15 protein-coding genes are annotated in these 17718 nt (G+C 54.9%); 13 read left to right on the top strand and 2 right to left on the bottom strand.

From position 1 onward, the window contains the following. Positions 1-140: 140 nt before the first annotated feature. Positions 141-1901 carry a 30S ribosomal protein S12 methylthiotransferase accessory factor YcaO gene (gene ycaO, locus BFV63_RS07430; protein WP_048241870.1) on the bottom strand — a complete coding sequence of 587 codons (1761 nt, stop codon included), beginning with the start codon at positions 1899-1901 and terminating at the stop codon, positions 141-143. 127 nt (positions 1902-2028) lie between these two features. Between ycaO and BFV63_RS07435 the strand changes: the two genes are divergently transcribed. The 13 genes from BFV63_RS07435 (at position 2029) to BFV63_RS07495 (ending at position 16953) form a co-directional block, all read left to right on the top strand. Further along, a complete protein-coding gene (locus BFV63_RS07435; RefSeq protein WP_003858241.1) occupies positions 2029-2721 on the top strand; it encodes a DUF421 domain-containing protein in 693 nt (230 codons plus the stop codon). Positions 2722-2883: 162 nt separating this feature from the next. Next, positions 2884-3972: a 3-phosphoserine/phosphohydroxythreonine transaminase gene (serC, locus tag BFV63_RS07440; protein WP_023315752.1), complete on the top strand. Its 1089-nt coding sequence runs from the start codon at positions 2884-2886 to the stop codon at positions 3970-3972. Positions 3973-4040: 68 nt separating this feature from the next. Beyond that, positions 4041-5324 carry a 3-phosphoshikimate 1-carboxyvinyltransferase gene (gene aroA / locus BFV63_RS07445; protein ID WP_003858238.1) on the top strand — a complete coding sequence of 428 codons (1284 nt, stop codon included), beginning with the start codon at positions 4041-4043 and terminating at the stop codon, positions 5322-5324. 185 nt (positions 5325-5509) lie between these two features. Then, the gene (gene cmk / locus BFV63_RS07450; RefSeq protein ID WP_003858236.1) at positions 5510-6193 is read left to right on the top strand and encodes a (d)CMP kinase; all 684 of its coding nucleotides are present in this window, start codon (positions 5510-5512) and stop codon (positions 6191-6193) included. A 111-nt stretch (positions 6194-6304) separates the two neighbouring features. Continuing rightward, positions 6305-7978: a 30S ribosomal protein S1 gene (gene rpsA / locus BFV63_RS07455; protein ID WP_003858235.1), complete on the top strand. Its 1674-nt coding sequence runs from the start codon at positions 6305-6307 to the stop codon at positions 7976-7978. Positions 7979-8148: 170 nt separating this feature from the next. Next, a complete protein-coding gene (gene ihfB, locus BFV63_RS07460) occupies positions 8149-8436 on the top strand; it encodes an integration host factor subunit beta (protein WP_003858233.1) in 288 nt (95 codons plus the stop codon). 212 nt (positions 8437-8648) lie between these two features. Beyond that, the gene (locus BFV63_RS07465; RefSeq protein ID WP_045350176.1) at positions 8649-10913 is read left to right on the top strand and encodes a ComEC family protein; all 2265 of its coding nucleotides are present in this window, start codon (positions 8649-8651) and stop codon (positions 10911-10913) included. A gap of 36 nt (positions 10914-10949) precedes the next feature. After that, positions 10950-12698 carry a lipid A ABC transporter ATP-binding protein/permease MsbA gene (gene msbA, locus BFV63_RS07470; protein ID WP_003858227.1) on the top strand — a complete coding sequence of 583 codons (1749 nt, stop codon included), beginning with the start codon at positions 10950-10952 and terminating at the stop codon, positions 12696-12698. Beyond that, positions 12695-13672 carry a tetraacyldisaccharide 4'-kinase gene (gene lpxK, locus BFV63_RS07475; protein WP_032657937.1) on the top strand — a complete coding sequence of 326 codons (978 nt, stop codon included), beginning with the start codon at positions 12695-12697 and terminating at the stop codon, positions 13670-13672. The genes msbA and lpxK overlap by 4 nt, the downstream gene beginning before the upstream one ends. 43 nt (positions 13673-13715) lie before the next feature. Continuing rightward, positions 13716-14945, top strand: coding sequence for a winged helix-turn-helix domain-containing protein (locus BFV63_RS07480; RefSeq protein ID WP_048241074.1), 1230 nt, complete (start codon positions 13716-13718; stop codon positions 14943-14945). 45 nt (positions 14946-14990) lie between these two features. Beyond that, on the top strand, positions 14991-15173 hold the full coding sequence (gene ycaR, locus BFV63_RS07485) for a protein YcaR (protein WP_003858220.1): 183 nt from the start codon (positions 14991-14993) through the stop codon (positions 15171-15173). After that, positions 15170-15916 carry a 3-deoxy-manno-octulosonate cytidylyltransferase gene (gene kdsB / locus BFV63_RS07490; RefSeq protein WP_003858218.1) on the top strand — a complete coding sequence of 249 codons (747 nt, stop codon included), beginning with the start codon at positions 15170-15172 and terminating at the stop codon, positions 15914-15916. Before ycaR ends, kdsB begins: the two co-directional genes overlap by 4 nt. Before the next feature lie 143 nt (positions 15917-16059). After that, on the top strand, positions 16060-16953 hold the full coding sequence (locus BFV63_RS07495) for a YcbJ family phosphotransferase (protein WP_003858216.1): 894 nt from the start codon (positions 16060-16062) through the stop codon (positions 16951-16953). Here the strand turns inward: BFV63_RS07495 and elyC are convergent. After that, positions 16930-17709, bottom strand: coding sequence for an envelope biogenesis factor ElyC (gene elyC / locus BFV63_RS07500; RefSeq protein WP_048241072.1), 780 nt, complete (start codon positions 17707-17709; stop codon positions 16930-16932). The genes BFV63_RS07495 and elyC overlap by 24 nt on opposite strands. Between the last annotated feature and the right edge of the window lie 9 nt (positions 17710-17718).

Genomic DNA, 17718 nt, shown 5'->3' on the forward strand with positions numbered 1-17718 from the left:
TTTTTATATTTACCCGTGGTTAACTTAATTATTACAATTAAACGTCATTGCGGAAAAATAAAAAAAAAGGGGCAATGAAATTGCCCCGTAATATAGCTCAGGCGATTGAATACGCCTACAGCCATTAATGTTATATGCGCTTATTTTGACCAGTAAGCGGCTTTTGCCTTCTGCAATTTTTCATACGCATTCAGCAGTGACTGATGCGCCGGGAAGGCTTGCAGATCGCTGTCAACCGCTTGCAGGCCGTAGAATGGTTCTTCACCGCTCAGCGCCGCGCTGGCAGCTTCAACGGCATCCGCACCGTACATACGCACAAAGGCGTTCAGATACTGCAATGGCTCGCGGTCGTCTTCCTGAGAAAGCAGGAGCAGCGTTTGCAGGCAACGGTAATAATTAGTGCGCTCGGCGGAGAAGACGGACTGGTTAAACTCCATCGTCCACTCGGTCCAGGCCAAAGCCTGATCCAGATCGCCGCCCGCCAGCGCCAGCATCGCTTTCAGCTCGCCGATGCGCAGGGTGTACCAGCCGTTATCTTTTCCGGTCGCCAGACCCAGCAGTTCGCGTACGCGGGTGAAATCATCGTGTCCTTCTTCGTCCAGCTGGGCGATCAGGTTCAGATAATCTTCTTTATCCCACTCGCTGCCTGGCAGGGCCAGCAGGGTTTCACGCAGATGCGCGCCCATGCTGTTGTTTGCCAGCCACAGATCTTCTGCCGGATAAATGTCCGACATACCTGGCACAATAATACGGCACGCGTAAACGCCGAGATGTTCATAGTCGGCAATGTAGACTTCCTGATCTTCCGCGTGGAAGATCGCCATCAGGGTGGCGAACTCTTCTTCCGTCGTACCGGCAAAGCTCCAGTCCACGAACGGATAGTCCGCGTCCTGTTTGAACATATCCCAGGAGATCAAACCGCTGGAGTCGATGAAGTGCGTTTCGAGGTTGGTGTGCTCGGCGACCTCTTCGTCATCAAAGGTCGGCGGCGTAAACACGTCGAGATCTTTCAGGCTACGACCTTGCAGCAGTTCGGTCACGGTACGCTCCAGCGCCACGCCGAAGTCAGGGTGCGCGCCGAAGGAGGCGAAGCAGGTGCCGTTGGCCGGGTTGAACAGCACTACGCAGATAACCGGATATTTGCCGCCCAGAGAGCCGTCATAAGCAAAGATTGGGAAACCTTCTGCTTCCAGTTTGGCGATGGATTCCACCACGCCCGGGTAGCGCGCCAGCACGTCAGCCGGGATCTCCGGCAGGCTGATGGATTCAGCAATAATGCGGTTTTTGATGTGACGCTCGAAAACTTCAGACAACCCCTGCACGCGCGCTTCGTTGCGGGTATTACCGGCAGACATGCCGTTGGACACATACAGGTTGCCGACGATGTTCATCGGGATATAGACGGTCTGCTCGTCAGACTGACGGGTAAACGGCAGGGCGCAAATACCGCGATCGTCGTTACCGGACTGCAGATCGATCAGCATGCTGGCGGTCAGTTCGTTTTCCGGATCGTAGAAGGCACGCAGGCGCGCGTCGAGAATTCCTTCCGGCAGTTCATCGTCTTCGGTCAGCGGGAACCATTTTTCGTTCGGATAGTGAACGAACGGGCCGTTGGCGATGGTTTCGCCCAGCCAGAAGTCAGCAAAGAAATAGTTGGTGGACAGACGCTCAAAATACTCACCCAGCGCGGAGGCCAGTGCCGCTTTTTTTGTCGCGCCTTTACCGTTGGTAAAGCACAGGGCACAGTCTTTATCGCGAATATGCACAGACCAGACATGCGGCACCGGATTGAGCCAGGAGGCTTCTTCGATGTTAAAACCCAGGTCGGTCAGTTTCTGCTGGAAGCGAGCGATGGAATCTTCCAGAGCGGCGTCTTTGCCGGGGATAAACGTTTGAGTCATGGCGTTCACTTTTATCGTACGTAAAGCGCGCAATGATACGGGTTTTGCCTGACGGGTGCTATCTCCGGCGAAAATAAAAGACTGGGCTATGCTTATTGTCAGTAACTCACTGTTAAGGCATAGAAAAATGAAAGCATTCGATCTCCAGCGGATGGCGTTTGATAAAGTCCCCCCTGAATTTTTAGGCGAAGTGGCGCTGCGTAGTCTGTATACCTTCGTTCTGGTCTTCCTGTTTCTTAAAATCACCGGTCGTCGCGGCGTGCGGCAGATGTCGCTTTTTGAAGTATTGATCATCCTGACGCTGGGTTCCGCGGCGGGGGATGTCGCCTTCTATGATGATGTGCCGATGGTGCCGGTATTTATCGTTTTTGTCACACTGGCGCTGCTTTACCGCCTTGTCATGTGGCTGATGTCGAAAAGTGAAAAGCTGGAAGATCTGCTTGAAGGGAAGCCGGTCGTTATCGTCGAGGACGGTCAGCTGGCCTGGGAAAATGTGCAAAGCGCCAATATGACGGAGTTTGAGTTCTTTATGGAACTCCGTCTGAGCAGTGTTGAGCAACTGGGGCAGGTGCGTCTGGCGATTATGGAAACGAATGGTCAAATCAGCGTTTATTACTATCCCGACGATGAGGTGAAGCCCGGTCTGTGCATCCTGCCGGATATGCTTATCGAACGATACAAAACTGTACCTGAAGCGGGGGAGTATGCCTGCATAAAATGTAGTCATGTGGTGGTCATGCAGGCGGGCGATCATCAATTATGCCCCCGCTGTACGAATCCAGAATGGACGAAGGTTAGCCGGGCTAAACGCATCACCTGACAGCGATTTTGTCGGTTTTGTGACAACGGTACGGCAGATTGTATTGTGTGACGAGTGACACATTTCTTCGGCCATCAGTTTTAGACATTGCGGCGCGTGTCACTGAATGATAAAACCGATATCCACAGTTATAACTTATGGCTTTTAGCGTGGTGAGGGGAAATGGCTCAAGTCTTTAATTTCAGTTCAGGTCCGGCAATGTTACCGACAGATGTGCTCAAACAGGCTCAACAGGAGCTGTGTGACTGGAACGGTCTGGGTACGTCGGTGATGGAAGTCAGCCACCGGGGTAAAGCGTTTATTCAGGTGGCGGAAGAGGCAGAAAAGGATTTTCGCGATCTGCTGAATATTCCCTCGAACTACAAAGTATTGTTCTGTCACGGCGGTGGACGCGGCCAGTTTGCGGGTATCCCGCTCAATCTGCTGGGCGACAAAACCACCGCTGATTACGTTGATGCGGGCTACTGGGCGGCCAGTGCGGTAAAAGAAGCGCATAAATATTGCACGCCGAATGTCATCGATGCCAAAGTGACCGTTGACGGTCTGCGCGCCGTGAAGCCGATGAGTGAGTGGCAGCTTTCTGACAACGCCGCGTATCTTCACTACTGCCCGAACGAAACCATCGACGGTATTGCCATTCACGAAGAGCCAGACTTTGGCGAAAATGTCATTGTGACGGCGGACCTCTCTTCAACCATTCTGTCCACCCCGCTGGATGTCAGCCGCTACGGCGTCATCTACGCGGGTGCCCAGAAAAACATCGGTCCTGCGGGCCTGACAATCGTTATCGTGCGTGAAGACCTGCTGGGGAAAGCCCATAAGTCTTGCCCGTCAATTCTGGATTACACCGTCCTGAACGACAACGATTCCATGTTCAACACCCCACCAACGTTTGCCTGGTATCTCTCCGGCCTGGTCTTCAAATGGCTGAAGCAAAAAGGCGGTGTGGCGCAGATGGATAAGATCAATCAGCAAAAGGCTGAACTGCTGTACGGCGTGATCGACAAGAGCGATTTCTACCGTAACGATGTCGCCAAAACTAACCGTTCGCGCATGAACGTGCCGTTCCAGCTGGCGGACAGCAACCTGGATAACGTGTTCCTGGAAGAGTCCTTCGCGGCGGGTCTGCATGCGCTGAAAGGCCATCGTGTGGTAGGCGGGATGCGCGCCTCTATCTATAACGCCATGCCGCTGGAAGGCGTTAAAGCCCTGACTGATTTCATGATCGACTTCGAACGTCGTCACGGTTAATTGGCTGTTTTTCACCCCCGCAGCGTTCCTGCGGGGTTTTTATTATGTTGAGTTGAGAGTTGAGTTTCATGGAATCCCTGACGTTACAACCTATCGCGCGGGTAGATGGCACCATTAATCTGCCTGGTTCAAAAAGTGTCTCGAACCGCGCTCTGCTGCTGGCAGCTCTGGCAAACGGCACCACCGTCCTCACTAATCTGCTGGACAGCGATGACGTGCGCCATATGCTCAATGCACTGAAAGCGTTGGGCGTTCAGTACGCGCTGTCTGACGATCGTACCCGTTGTGAAGTCACTGGTAACGGCGGCGCGTTACATTCTGCTGAAGCGCTGGAGCTTTTCCTGGGTAACGCCGGTACCGCGATGCGTCCTCTGGCCGCTGCGCTGTGTCTGGGGAGTAACGATATTGTGCTGACCGGTGAGCCGCGAATGAAAGAGCGTCCGATCGGCCATCTGGTGGATGCCCTGCGCCAGGGCGGCGCGCAGATTGATTATCTTGAGCAGGAAAATTACCCGCCCCTGCGTCTGCGCGGGGGATTCACTGGCGGCAATGTTGAGGTTGACGGTAGCGTTTCCAGTCAGTTCCTGACTGCGCTGCTGATGACCGCACCGCTGGCACCACAGGACACCGTTATCAGCATTAAAGGCGACCTGGTTTCTAAGCCGTACATTGATATCACCCTGCACCTGATGAACACCTTTGGTGTTGAGGTGGAAAACCAGTCTTATCAGCGCTTCGTGGTGCGCGGAGCGCAGCAGTATCAGTCCCCGGGCCACTACCTGGTTGAAGGCGATGCTTCCTCCGCCTCCTATTTCCTTGCCGCAGGTGCGATTAAAGGCGGTACGGTAAAAGTGACGGGCATTGGCCGCAACAGCGTGCAGGGCGATATCCGTTTTGCTGACGTACTGGAAAAAATGGGCGCGGTGGTGACCTGGGGCGATGACTTCATCTCCTGTACCCACGGTGAGCTGAACGCCATTGATATGGATATGAACCATATTCCGGATGCGGCGATGACCATTGCTACCGCTGCGCTGTTTGCGAAAGGCACCACCACGCTGCGAAACATTTACAACTGGCGTGTGAAAGAGACGGACCGCCTGTTCGCGATGGCAACCGAGCTGCGTAAAGTGGGGGCCGAGGTAGAAGAGGGCGAAGACTACATTCGCGTCACGCCGCCGGCAAAACTGCAATTTGCAGAAATTGGCACCTACAACGATCACCGCATGGCGATGTGTTTCTCGCTGGTGGCGTTGTCAGATACGCCAGTCACTATCCTTGATCCGAAGTGTACGGCAAAAACGTTCCCGGACTACTTCGAACAGCTGACGCGCATTAGCACCCTGGCCTGATGATCGTATGCCGCATCACCTGATGCGGCATTTCCTTACGCTTTCTGACACTCATCCTCTTTCATTTCTTCTACACTCTGCTTCAATCATTCCGTAATTTGCACGCAAAGGTAACAGTTGCGCACGTTGGCGCGTATAATGCGCGGCGTTCATGTAAACGGTATGCCTTAATTAAGGAGAAAAAGATGACGGCAATTGCCCCGGTAATCACCATTGATGGGCCAAGTGGCGCAGGGAAAGGTACTCTGTGCAAAGCGATGGCGGAAGCATTGCAATGGCATCTTTTAGATTCGGGAGCAATCTATCGCGTGCTGGCGCTGGCTGCGCTGCATCATCATGTGGATGTTGCGTCTGAAGAAGCGCTGGTACCGCTGGCTGCGCATCTGGATGTGCGCTTTGTCTCGACCGATGGCAACCTTGAAGTGATCCTGGAAGGGGAAGATGTCAGCGGTGAAATCCGTACCCAGGAAGTGGCCAATGCGGCCTCTCAGGTGGCGGCTTTCCCACGCGTTCGTGAAGCGCTGTTACGTCGCCAGCGCGGTTTCCGTGAAGCGCCGGGGCTGATCGCCGACGGCCGCGACATGGGAACCGTGGTATTCCCTGATGCGCCAGTGAAAATTTTCCTTGACGCCTCTTCAGAAGAACGTGCCCATCGCCGCATGCTTCAGTTGCAGGAAAAGGGGTTTAGTGTTAACTTTGATCGCCTTTTATCCGAGATAAAAGAGCGCGATGACCGCGATCGTAACCGCGCCGTCGCACCACTTGTTCCCGCGCAAGACGCATTAGTGCTGGATTCAACCAGTTTAACTATTGAGCAAGTGATTGAAAAAGCGCTACAATATGCGCGCCAAAAACTGGCACTCGCGTAATCGCGACCGATTTAGCAGTACCCCCGCTGCAATGGATTGACGGCGGGTATGTGAAACAACCCCATCCGGCACGGAGCCAGGTGGACGTTAATATTAACCTGAAGATTAAACATGACTGAATCTTTTGCTCAACTGTTTGAAGAATCCTTAAAAGAAATCGAAACCCGTCCGGGTTCCATCGTTCGTGGCGTTGTTGTTGCTATCGACAAAGACGTTGTACTGGTTGACGCCGGTCTGAAATCTGAGTCTGCCATCCCGGCTGAGCAGTTCAAAAACGCCCAGGGCGAGCTGGAAATCCAGGTAGGTGACGAAGTTGACGTTGCTCTGGACGCAGTAGAAGACGGCTTCGGCGAAACCCTGCTGTCTCGTGAGAAAGCTAAACGTCACGAAGCATGGATCACGCTGGAAAAAGCTTACGAAGAAGCTGAAACTGTGGTCGGTGTTATCAACGGCAAAGTTAAAGGTGGCTTCACTGTTGAGCTGAATGGTATTCGTGCGTTCCTGCCAGGTTCTCTGGTAGACGTTCGTCCAGTCCGTGACACCCTGCACCTCGAAGGCAAAGAGCTTGAGTTCAAAGTAATCAAGCTGGACCAGAAGCGTAACAACGTTGTTGTTTCCCGTCGTGCCGTTATCGAATCCGAAAACAGCGCAGAACGCGATCAGCTGCTGGAAAACCTGCAGGAAGGCATGGAAGTCAAAGGTATCGTTAAGAACCTCACTGACTACGGCGCATTCGTTGACCTGGGCGGCGTTGATGGCCTGCTGCACATCACCGACATGGCGTGGAAACGCGTTAAGCACCCAAGCGAAATCGTGAACGTGGGCGACGAAATCACTGTTAAAGTGCTGAAGTTCGACCGCGAGCGTACTCGTGTATCCCTCGGCCTGAAACAGCTGGGCGAAGATCCATGGGTAGCTATCGCTAAGCGTTACCCAGAAGGTACTAAACTGACTGGTCGCGTAACCAACCTGACTGACTACGGCTGCTTCGTTGAAATCGAAGAAGGCGTTGAAGGTCTGGTGCACGTTTCCGAAATGGACTGGACCAACAAAAACATCCACCCATCCAAAGTTGTTAACGTTGGTGATGTAGTGGAAGTGATGGTTCTGGATATCGACGAAGAACGTCGTCGTATCTCCCTGGGCCTGAAGCAGTGCAAAAACAACCCATGGCAGCAGTTCGCGGAAACCCACAACAAGGGTGACCGTGTTGAAGGTAAAATCAAGTCTATCACTGACTTCGGTATCTTCATCGGCCTGGACGGCGGCATCGATGGCCTGGTTCACCTGTCTGACATCTCCTGGAACGTTGCAGGCGAAGAAGCAGTTCGTGAATACAAAAAAGGCGACGAAATCGCAGCAGTTGTTCTGCAAGTTGACGCAGAGCGTGAGCGTATCTCCCTGGGCGTTAAACAGCTTGCAGAAGATCCGTTCAACAACTGGGTTGCACTGAACAAGAAAGGCGCAATCGTAAACGGTAAAGTGACTGCTGTTGACGCTAAAGGCGCAACCGTAGAACTGGCTGACGGCGTTGAAGGTTACCTGCGCGCTTCCGAAGCTTCACGTGACCGCGTTGAAGATGCAACTCTGGTTCTGAGCGTTGGTGACGACGTTGAAGCTAAGTTCACCGGTGTTGACCGTAAGAACCGTGCAATCAGCCTGTCTGTTCGTGCTAAAGACGAAGCTGATGAGAAAGATGCAATCGCAACTGTGAACAAACAGGAAGATGCAAACTTCTCTAACAACGCAATGGCTGAAGCTTTCAAAGCAGCTAAAGGCGAGTAAGTTCAGGTTCGCACCATCATTTGAGCTGTAACGCATTTACAGCGCGAAGGATGGAGAGCAGACTTGACAGATTGCAGGATTCGTCCTGTAATCAATAACAAAGGGCGGCTACGGCCGCCCTTGTTTAATAAGCTGTTCAGCTAATGGGTTTGAAAGGAACCGGAGGAATCATGACCAAGTCAGAATTGATTGAAAGACTTGCCAGTCAGCAACCGCATATCCCTGCCAAGGCTGTGGAAGATGCCGTTAAAGAGATGCTGGAGCATATGGCTACCACTCTTGCCCAGGGCGAGCGCATTGAAATCCGCGGTTTCGGTAGTTTTTCCCTGCACTATCGTGCACCACGTACCGGGCGTAACCCGAAGACTGGCGATAAAGTGGAGCTGGAAGGAAAGTATGTTCCGCACTTTAAGCCGGGTAAAGAACTGCGCGATCGCGCCAATATTTACGGTAACTGAGTTTAATCATCAGGGTTAAACTGAGTTTAAAGAAAGCACCTTAGGGTGCTTTTTTTGTATCCCGCCCCTGCATTTCTGAATACGCGCCGCATTTAAATTTTCTCTTTACTGTAAACGCTAAAAAACGTTGCAGCGTCCGCTGTAAATCACGCCTTTTCTGTCTGACGACGCATCAGTCCCGCCGCATAATCGCCTGAAACATGGAGGTGAAGATGGGGATCCACGTTATCAGTATGTGCGCCATTCTGGCCATAATCCCGCTCTATTGGTTACCCGTTTTGCCAGATTTGCATATTGTCTGGTTGCTGATTGCCGCAGGAATTGCGTTATCAGTACAGCAGAGAAAATGGCTCAGGTTTTCAGGCCTCGCATTGCTTTTTATGTGCTGGGGGATCCTGGCCGCTCAGGAAAGCGTGTGGCCGATGAACCATTTAACGAAAGTTCCGCAGCAGGCCGAGGTGGTCATTACCGCAACGGACGGCGCAACGATGCATCAGGGAAGGATTGTCAGCCTCAATGGAGAACGTGTGTGGGCTGCCATGGGCGTGGCGCTGTATGGCAACTATCTGCCGCAAAACGTCTGCGTGGGTCAACGCTGGGCAATGACCCTGCGGCTCAGGGCGGTACACGGAGAACTCAACGATGGCGGCTATGATTCACAGAAAAATGCCTTTGCCCGACATCAGACGCTGAGTGGACGGTTTACCCATGCGGCGCTCGTTGACGAAGGCTGTAGCCTGCGTGCGCAGTACCTGACATCACTACAGAGTACGCTTTCAGCATATCAGTGGGGACCCGTGATACTGGGGCTGGGAATGGGGGAGCGGCTGTCGGTCTCGCGGGAGATAAAAAACCTGATGCGTGAGACCGGAACGATGCATCTGATGGCAATCTCGGGATTGCATATTGCGCTGGCCGCTTCTGTCATCTGGTTTCTGGCGCGAGGCATCCAGTTCTTCCTGCCGGGCCGCTGGATTATCTGGCAAATCCCCTTGCTGGCAGGGCTGATTTTTGCCGCGTTTTACGCATGGCTAACAGGCTTACAGCCGCCTGCGCTGCGCACGGCTATCGCGCTTGTGGTACTGGCGGCATTAAAAATGAGTAGTCGCCAGTGGTCGCCCTGGCAGGTATGGCTTACCTGCGTGGCGGCGATCTTGGTTTTCGATCCACTGGCGGTCCTGTCACAAAGCCTGGCGCTATCAGCGTTTGCGGTCGCCGCGCTTATTTTTTGGTATCAGTGGTTGCCTCTCCCGCTCTGGCAACGTGGCCGGTGCCTGCGGCCGCTGGTTACGCTGTTGTATTTGCAGGTCGGTATGCTGCTGCTTCTGTTGCCGCTTCAGGTGCTGATTTTCCATGGTTTCAGTCTCTCCTCGCTGGCGGCGAATCTGTTTGCCGTTCCTCTGGTCACGTTTATCTCAGTTCCGCTGATCCTGCTCGGCATGTTTCTGCATCTGTTTCCGGTGGCGACGCTGGAAAGTATCGTCTGGCTGGCTGCCGATAAATCTCTGGCAGGGCTTTTCTGGCTATTGATGCGTTTACCGAATGGCTGGCAGGACGTTGATGAACGCTGGCAATACCTGACGTTACTGCCATGGCTGCTGATCATTGGCTGGCGATTCAGGGCCTTCAGCGCAGTACCCGCAGTCTGTCTGGCAGGCAGCGTGGTGCTGGCATTTCCCCTCTGGCACAGGGCCAAAACAGACAGCTGGTCCCTGCATATGCTGGATGTAGGGCAGGGGCTGGCGATGGTCATTGAGCGTCACGGGAAGGCCATTCTGTATGACACTGGGTTGGCATGGCCCGGTGGGGACAGCGGGCAGCAGCTGATTATCCCCTGGCTACGCTGGCATCATCTGAGGCCGGAAGGGGTGATCCTGAGCCATGAACATCTCGACCACGCGGGGGGACTGGCATCGCTAAAAGCTGCCTGGCCCGCAATGTGGATCAGAAGCCCCTTATCCTGGGCCGGGCATCTTCCTTGCTTTCGTGGAGAGCGATGGCAGTGGCAGGGTTTAACGTTCTCCGTGCACTGGCCACCCGAAAATACCTCGGCAAAAGGTAACAACCGCTCCTGCGTGGTAAAAATCGATGACGGCGAACAAAGCGTTTTACTGACCGGAGATATTGAAGGGCAGGCAGAACTGGCAATGCTGAGCCACCGCTGGCGTCAACTAGCGTCTACACTGATTCAGGTGCCGCATCATGGAAGTAACACGTCATCTTCAACACCGCTGCTACAGCGCGTGGAGGGACAGGTTTCGCTGGCCTCGATGGCCCGCTATAACGCGTGGCGTTTCCCTTCCATCAAAGTAGTCAGGCGCTATCGAACTGAGGGATATCTCTGGCTTGATACTCCGCAGTCCGGACAGATATCTGTGACGTTTTCGCACCAAAGTCGGCAAATTCGCCGCTTACGTGAACACTATTTACCGCGTTGGTATCATCAGTGGTTTGGCGCGCCCGTAGATAACGGGTAGAATATGCGGCTATTTCAACAAATGCTGGTTTTTTGAATGCATAACGACAAAGATCTCTCCACGTGGCAAACGTTCCGCCGGCTCTGGCCGATGATTGCTCCTTTCAAAGCAGGCTTGATCGTGGCGGGCGTAGCGTTAATCCTCAACGCAGCCAGCGATACGTTTATGTTATCGCTTCTCAAACCGTTACTGGATGACGGTTTCGGTAAAACGGATCGTTCAGTGCTGCTATGGATGCCGCTGGTGGTTATTGGGCTGATGATCTTACGCGGAATCTCCAGCTATGTATCCAGCTACTGCATCTCCTGGGTATCCGGTAAAGTGGTGATGACCATGCGCCGTCGGTTATTCAGCCATATGATGGGGATGCCGGTCTCATTCTTTGACAAGCAGTCAACCGGTACCCTGCTGTCGCGTATTACCTACGATTCAGAGCAGGTTGCGTCGTCCTCTTCCAGCGCACTGATTACCGTTGTGCGTGAAGGCGCATCCATCATCGGCCTGTTCGCGATGATGTTCTATTACAGCTGGCAACTGTCGCTGATCCTTATTGTGCTGGCGCCGATTGTCTCCATCGCGATCCGCGTGGTATCAAAGCGTTTTCGCAACATCAGTAAAAATATGCAGAATACGATGGGGCAGGTGACTACCAGCGCCGAGCAGATGCTGAAAGGCCATAAGGAAGTGTTGATCTTCGGCGGTCAGGAAGTCGAAACCAAACGCTTTGACAAGGTCAGCAACAGAATGCGTCTGCAAGGGATGAAAATGGTATCGGCCTCGTCGATTTCCGATCCGATCATTCAGCTGATTGCCTCTCTGGCCCTGGCCTTCGTCCTGTATGCCGCAAGCTTCCCGAGCGTCATGGAAACCCTGACTGCGGGTACCATTACCGTGGTGTTCTCATCCATGATCGCGCTGATGCGTCCGCTGAAATCGCTGACTAACGTCAACGCCCAGTTCCAGCGCGGGATGGCAGCCTGTCAGACGCTGTTCAGCATCCTCGATTCCGAACAGGAAAAAGATGAAGGTACACGCGTGATCGAGCGCGCTAAAGGCGACCTGGAATTCCGTAACGTGACCTTTACCTATCCAGGCCGTGAAGTGCCGGCGCTGCGTGATATCAGCCTGTCCATCCCGGCGGGTAAAACCGTCGCGCTGGTCGGTCGTTCCGGTTCGGGCAAGTCGACCATTGCCAGCCTGATTACCCGTTTCTACGATATCGACCAGGGCGAGATCCTGCTTGATGGTCACGACCTGCGGGAATATACCCTCCAGTCGCTGCGTAACCAGGTCGCGCTGGTCTCGCAGAACGTGCATCTGTTCAACGATACGGTGGCGAACAACATTGCGTATGCCCGTACCGAAGAGTACAGCCGTGAAGAGATCGAGAATGCGGCGCGTATGGCCTATGCGATGGACTTCATTAACAAAATGGATAACGGTCTGGATACGATCATTGGCGAAAACGGGGTGCTGCTCTCCGGTGGTCAGCGTCAGCGTATCGCGATTGCCCGTGCGCTGCTGCGCAACAGTCCGATTCTGATCCTCGATGAAGCAACGTCCGCACTGGATACGGAATCTGAACGCGCTATCCAGTCTGCTCTGGATGAATTACAGAAAAACCGTACCTCGCTGGTTATCGCGCACCGTCTGTCGACCATCGAACAGGCTGACGAAATCGTGGTGGTGGAAGATGGCGTGATCGTTGAACGCGGCAGCCATGCGGACCTGCTGGAACAGCGTGGTGTTTACGCGCAGCTTCATAAAATGCAGTTCGGTCAATGATTGCACGCATCTGGTCGGGTGAATCCCCTCTGTGGGTGCTGCTTCTCCCGCTCTCCTGGCTGTATGGCCTGGTGAGCGGTGCTATTCGTCTGCTTTACCGCCTTGGGATCAAGCGCGCCTGGCGCGCACCGGTACCGGTAGTGGTGGTCGGCAACCTGACGGCGGGTGGAAACGGCAAAACCCCGGTGGTGATCTGGCTGGTAGAGCAGCTCCAGAGGCGCGGTATCCGCCCGGGAGTTGTCTCACGCGGTTACGGTGGTAAAGCGGCGCAGTATCCACTGGTGCTGAGCCCAGCTACGACAACCGCTGAAGCCGGTGATGAGCCGGTACTGATTTACCAGCGTACCGGCGCGCCGGTTGCGGTATCGCCGGTGCGCAGTGATGCCGTGAAGGCACTGCTTGCGGAGCATGATGTACAAATCATCATTACCGATGATGGTTTGCAGCATTACGCGCTGGCGCGTGACAAAGAGATCGTGGTCATTGACGGTGTGCGGCGTTTTGGCAACGGCTGGTGGCTTCCAGCCGGTCCAATGCGCGAGCGTGCGTCGCGCCTGAAAACCGTCGATGCCGTGATTGTGAACGGTGGTGAAGCCAGAGCGGGCGAAATCCCGATGCTTCTTCGTCCCGGACAGGCCGTAAATATGCTGACCGGCGAGCGTAAAGACGTCGCGCAGCTGGATCGTCTGGTTGCGATGGCCGGTATAGGTCATCCGCCGCGTTTCTTCGCAACGCTGGAGCAGTGCGGCGCGCGGCTGGAAAAACGGGTGCCGCTGGCCGATCACCAGGCGTTAGTTGCCGAAGAGGTTGAAAGGCTGGCAGCGCCGGGCCAGACGCTGATCATGACGGAAAAAGACGCGGTAAAATGCCGGGCCTTTGCGAAAGAAAACTGGTGGTATCTGCCGGTTGACGCTGAACTCAGCGGCGAACAGCCGGAACATTTGCTCAAGGAACTGCTCGCGTTAGTGCAGTAACTTCTACGCGGTTCCGGTGGCGCTTTGACTGACAGGAAAACGCATGTCTCTACCGCAACTCTCACTTGCAGCCGCACGAAACCTGCATCTTGCCGCCCAAGGGCTTCTGAAAAAGCCCCGCCGCCGCGCGCAGCCAGCTGATATCCTCTCTACCGTGCAACGCATGTCGTTGCTGCAAATCGACACCATTAACATCGTGGCGCGTAGCCCGTATCTGGTCCTGTTTAGCCGCCTGGGAAACTATCCTCCGCAGTGGCTGGATAATGCGCTGAGTCAGGGCGAACTGATGGAATACTGGGCGCATGAAGCCTGTTTTCTCCCGCGCAGCGATTTTGCACTGGTGCGTCACCGCATGCTCGCCCCGGACAAAATGGGCTGGAAATACCGCCAGGAGTGGATGGTGGAACACGCGGATGAAATAGAACAACTGATTGCCCATATTCAGAAAAACGGTCCGGTACGCTCCGCGGATTTTGAACACCCGCGAAAAGGCGCCAGCGGATGGTGGGAGTGGAAACCGCACAAACGCCATCTTGAAGGGCTGTTTACGTCGGGCAAAGTGATGGTGGTCGAGCGCCGCAACTTTCAGCGCGTCTATGACCTCACGCACCGCGTTATGCCTCACTGGGACGATACGCGTGACCTGCTGTCTCAGGAGGTAGCCGAAGCCATCATGCTCGGGAACAGCGCCCGCAGCCTTGGCATCTTCCTCCCGCAGTGGCTGGCGGATTATTATCGTCTGCGTCAGCCGCAGCTAAAACCACTGCTCGAAACGTGGCAGCGCGAACAGCGCGTCATGCCGGTCTCGGTAGAGTCGTTAGGTGAAATGTGGCTGCATGCGGATTTGTTCCCTCTGCTGGCGCAGGCGCAGGAGGGCAAACTCCAGGCGAACCACAGTGCCGTGCTGTCGCCGTTCGACCCCGTTGTCTGGGACAGAAAGCGGGCCGAACAGCTGTTTGATTTCAGCTACCGTCTGGAATGCTACACCCCGGCGCCCAGGCGTCAGTATGGTTATTTTGTTTTGCCGCTGCTGCACAAAGGACAGCTTGTCGGGCGCATGGACGCTAAAATGCACCGTAAAACCGGCATGCTTGAAATTATCGCGCTCTGGCTGGAAGAGGGCATAAAGGTGACGGCTGGCCTGGAAAAAGGGTTAACGACTGCGCTCAGTGAATTTGCGCGCTGGCAGGGGGCGCATGAAATTGTACTCGGTCGCGTGCCTGTGGAGCTGTTTGCGACCTGTCGAGATGGCTGGGAAACAGACACTCCCTGAAAAGGGAATGTGATAAGCTTTAGGGATTACCCATACGGAGGAACTATGGATCACCGTTTACTAGAAATTATTGCCTGCCCGGTGTGCAACGGCAAACTGTATTACAGCCAGGATAAACAAGAGCTGATTTGCAAACTGGACAGCCTGGCGTTCCCGCTGCGTGACGGTATTCCGGTCCTGCTGGAAAATGAAGCCCGTTCACTGGTGGCAGAAGAGATCAAACCATGAGTTTTGTTGTCATTATCCCTGCGCGTTATGCTTCAACGCGCCTGCCAGGTAAACCGCTGGTGGATATCAATGGCAAACCGATGATTGTGCATGTCCTTGAACGGGCACGCGAATCGGGCGCCGGACGTGTCATCGTCGCCACCGATCACCCGGATGTCGCGCGAGCGGTTGAGGCCGCGGGTGGGGAAGTGTGCATGACCCGTGCCGATCATCAGTCAGGCACCGAGCGCCTGGCGGAAGTCGTCGAAAAATGCGGTTTCAGCGACGAGACGGTGATTGTGAACGTGCAGGGCGATGAGCCGATGATCCCGGCGGCGATTATCCGTCAGGTGGCCGACAACCTGGCTCGGCGTCAGGTCGGGATGGCAACCCTCGCGGTGCCGATTCACCACGCTGAAGAGGCGTTCAATCCGAATGCGGTGAAAGTGGTCATGGACGCAGAGGGCTACGCGCTCTATTTCTCCCGCGCCACCATTCCGTGGGATCGCGATCGTTTCGCGCAATCGAAAGAGACAATCGGCGAAACCTTCCTGCGCCACATCGGTATTTACGGCTACCGCGCCGGCTTTATTCGTCGCTACGTCGCCTGGGCACCAAGCCCGCTGGAGCATATTGAAATGCTCGAACAGCTTCGCGTGCTGTGGTACGGCGAGAAAATTCACGTTGCGGTTGCCCAGGAAATCCCCGGCACCGGCGTGGATACCCCTGAAGATCTCGAGCGCGTACGCGTCGAAATGCGTTAATTCGCTGGCATCCCCTCGTCTGGGGGGGATGCTCTCCCGCCAGGCGATTTTCCTTTTCTTTTTCATTATTGATCTCTACCGGGTGACATCCGGGTTTCGCGCGCTCATTATAAAAGCAGTAGTCTTAATGGGGGTAATCTCATATGGAACAGCTGCGTGCTGAACTCAGCCATCTCCTTGGCGAAAAGCTAAGCCGGGTGGAATGCGTGAATGAAAAGGCCGATACCGCACTCTGGTCGTTGTATGACAGTCAGGGAAACCCCATGCCGCTGATGGCCAGAAGTTTTACCTCGCCGGGCGTCGCCAGACAGCTGGCCTGGAAAATGTCAATGCTTGCGCGGGAAGGGACTGTCCGTATGCCGACGGTCTACGGCGTGATGACCCATGAGGAGCATCCCGGCCCGGATGTTCTGCTTATCGAGCGTTTACGCGGGGTTTCTGTTGAAGCCCCGACGCGTACACCGGAGCGCTGGGAACAGCTGAAAGATCAGATTGTCGAGGCTCTGCTTGCCTGGCATCGGCAGGACAGCCGGGGTCTTGTTGGCGCGGTAGACAGCACCCAGGAAAACCTGTGGCCGCTGTGGTATCGCCAGCGTGTCGAAGTGCTGTGGGGCACGCTGAACCAGTTCAACAACACCGGCTTAACGATGCAGGACAAACGTATTCTGTTCCGCACCCGGGAATGTCTGCCGACGCTGTTTGAGGGTTTTAACGACAACTGCGTGCTGGTTCACGGCAACTTCACGCTACGCAGTATGCTTAAAGACTCGCGCAGCGACCAACTGCTGGCGATGGTCGGGCCGGGGATCATGCTCTGGGCGCCGCGCGAGTACGAACTGTTCAGGCTGAGCGAGGGCGGGGCGGCGGAAGATTTGCTCTGGCACTATCTTCAGCGCGCCCCCGTTGCGGAGGCCTTTCTCTGGCGACGCTGGCTCTATCTTCTCTGGGATGAGGTGGCGCAACTGGTCAACACCGGGCGCTTTAATCGCGCCAGTTTCGATCTGGCCGCAAAATCACTCCTGCCCTGGCTTGCCTGACGAACCCTTAAGCCACTGCCACAAGCGGCCAAGCGTCTCGTAGCCGACGCGGTCGCTGTGCATCAGCCATACCGGGGACGGGATTATCCGTTCCCACGGATTGAGCGGGGCGTCAATGGCCAGCTGGTTTGCCGGAGCAGGAAGCGGATGCAGGCCCTGCTTCTCAAAGAAAATCATTGCGCGCGGCAGGTGTGAAGCAGAAGTCACCAGCAGGAACGGCACATCACCGATGGCCTGTTTCACCGCCGCCGCCTCTTCTTCGGTATCTTTTGGGCTATCCAGCGTGATGATGGCGGAACGCGGTACGCCAAGTGATTCAGCCACTCTTGCTCCTGCTTCAGCGGTACTGACCGGGTTGGTTTTTGCCGCAGCGCCCGTGAAGATCATCTTCGATCCAGGATTGGCCAGCCACAGGCGGATCCCCTCGTTCAGGCGCGGCAGGCTGTTGTTGATCAGGTTCGAGCTGGGCGCCCAGTTCGGATCCCAGGTATACCCGCCGCCCAGCACCACGATATAGCCCACCTTCTGATTTCCCTGCCACGTCGGGTAGGTGTTTTCAATCGGACGTAATAAACCGTCAGCGACCGGTTGCAGGCTGAGTAACAGCAGCGCCAGCCAGCCCACGGTAACGAGGGATTTACCGCTTTTCTGAAAGCGGCTAAACCATATCATTGCCAGCCCCAGCGCGATGAGAAGCAACAGCAGGGGAAGGGGAAGCATCATGCCTCCGATATATTTTTTTAGGGTAAAAAGCATCCTTTTTGG

This window comes from Enterobacter hormaechei subsp. xiangfangensis, from assembly GCF_001729785.1.
In the GTDB taxonomy this organism is placed as follows: domain Bacteria; phylum Pseudomonadota; class Gammaproteobacteria; order Enterobacterales; family Enterobacteriaceae; genus Enterobacter; species Enterobacter hormaechei_C.

Coding starts and splice junctions, on each gene's coding strand:
- BFV63_RS07480 (WP_048241074.1), top strand. CDS start 13,716: ATGTCTCTACCGCAACTCTCACTTGCAGCCGCACGAAACCTGCATCTT.
- elyC (WP_048241072.1), bottom strand. CDS start 17,709: ATGCTTTTTACCCTAAAAAAATATATCGGAGGCATGATGCTTCCCCTT.
- BFV63_RS07495 (WP_003858216.1), top strand. CDS start 16,060: ATGGAACAGCTGCGTGCTGAACTCAGCCATCTCCTTGGCGAAAAGCTA.
- msbA (WP_003858227.1), top strand. CDS start 10,950: ATGCATAACGACAAAGATCTCTCCACGTGGCAAACGTTCCGCCGGCTC.
- ihfB (WP_003858233.1), top strand. CDS start 8,149: ATGACCAAGTCAGAATTGATTGAAAGACTTGCCAGTCAGCAACCGCAT.
- aroA (WP_003858238.1), top strand. CDS start 4,041: ATGGAATCCCTGACGTTACAACCTATCGCGCGGGTAGATGGCACCATT.
- ycaO (WP_048241870.1), bottom strand. CDS start 1,901: ATGACTCAAACGTTTATCCCCGGCAAAGACGCCGCTCTGGAAGATTCC.
- ycaR (WP_003858220.1), top strand. CDS start 14,991: ATGGATCACCGTTTACTAGAAATTATTGCCTGCCCGGTGTGCAACGGC.
- BFV63_RS07465 (WP_045350176.1), top strand. CDS start 8,649: ATGGGGATCCACGTTATCAGTATGTGCGCCATTCTGGCCATAATCCCG.
- serC (WP_023315752.1), top strand. CDS start 2,884: ATGGCTCAAGTCTTTAATTTCAGTTCAGGTCCGGCAATGTTACCGACA.
- BFV63_RS07435 (WP_003858241.1), top strand. CDS start 2,029: ATGAAAGCATTCGATCTCCAGCGGATGGCGTTTGATAAAGTCCCCCCT.
- kdsB (WP_003858218.1), top strand. CDS start 15,170: ATGAGTTTTGTTGTCATTATCCCTGCGCGTTATGCTTCAACGCGCCTG.
- cmk (WP_003858236.1), top strand. CDS start 5,510: ATGACGGCAATTGCCCCGGTAATCACCATTGATGGGCCAAGTGGCGCA.
- lpxK (WP_032657937.1), top strand. CDS start 12,695: ATGATTGCACGCATCTGGTCGGGTGAATCCCCTCTGTGGGTGCTGCTT.
- rpsA (WP_003858235.1), top strand. CDS start 6,305: ATGACTGAATCTTTTGCTCAACTGTTTGAAGAATCCTTAAAAGAAATC.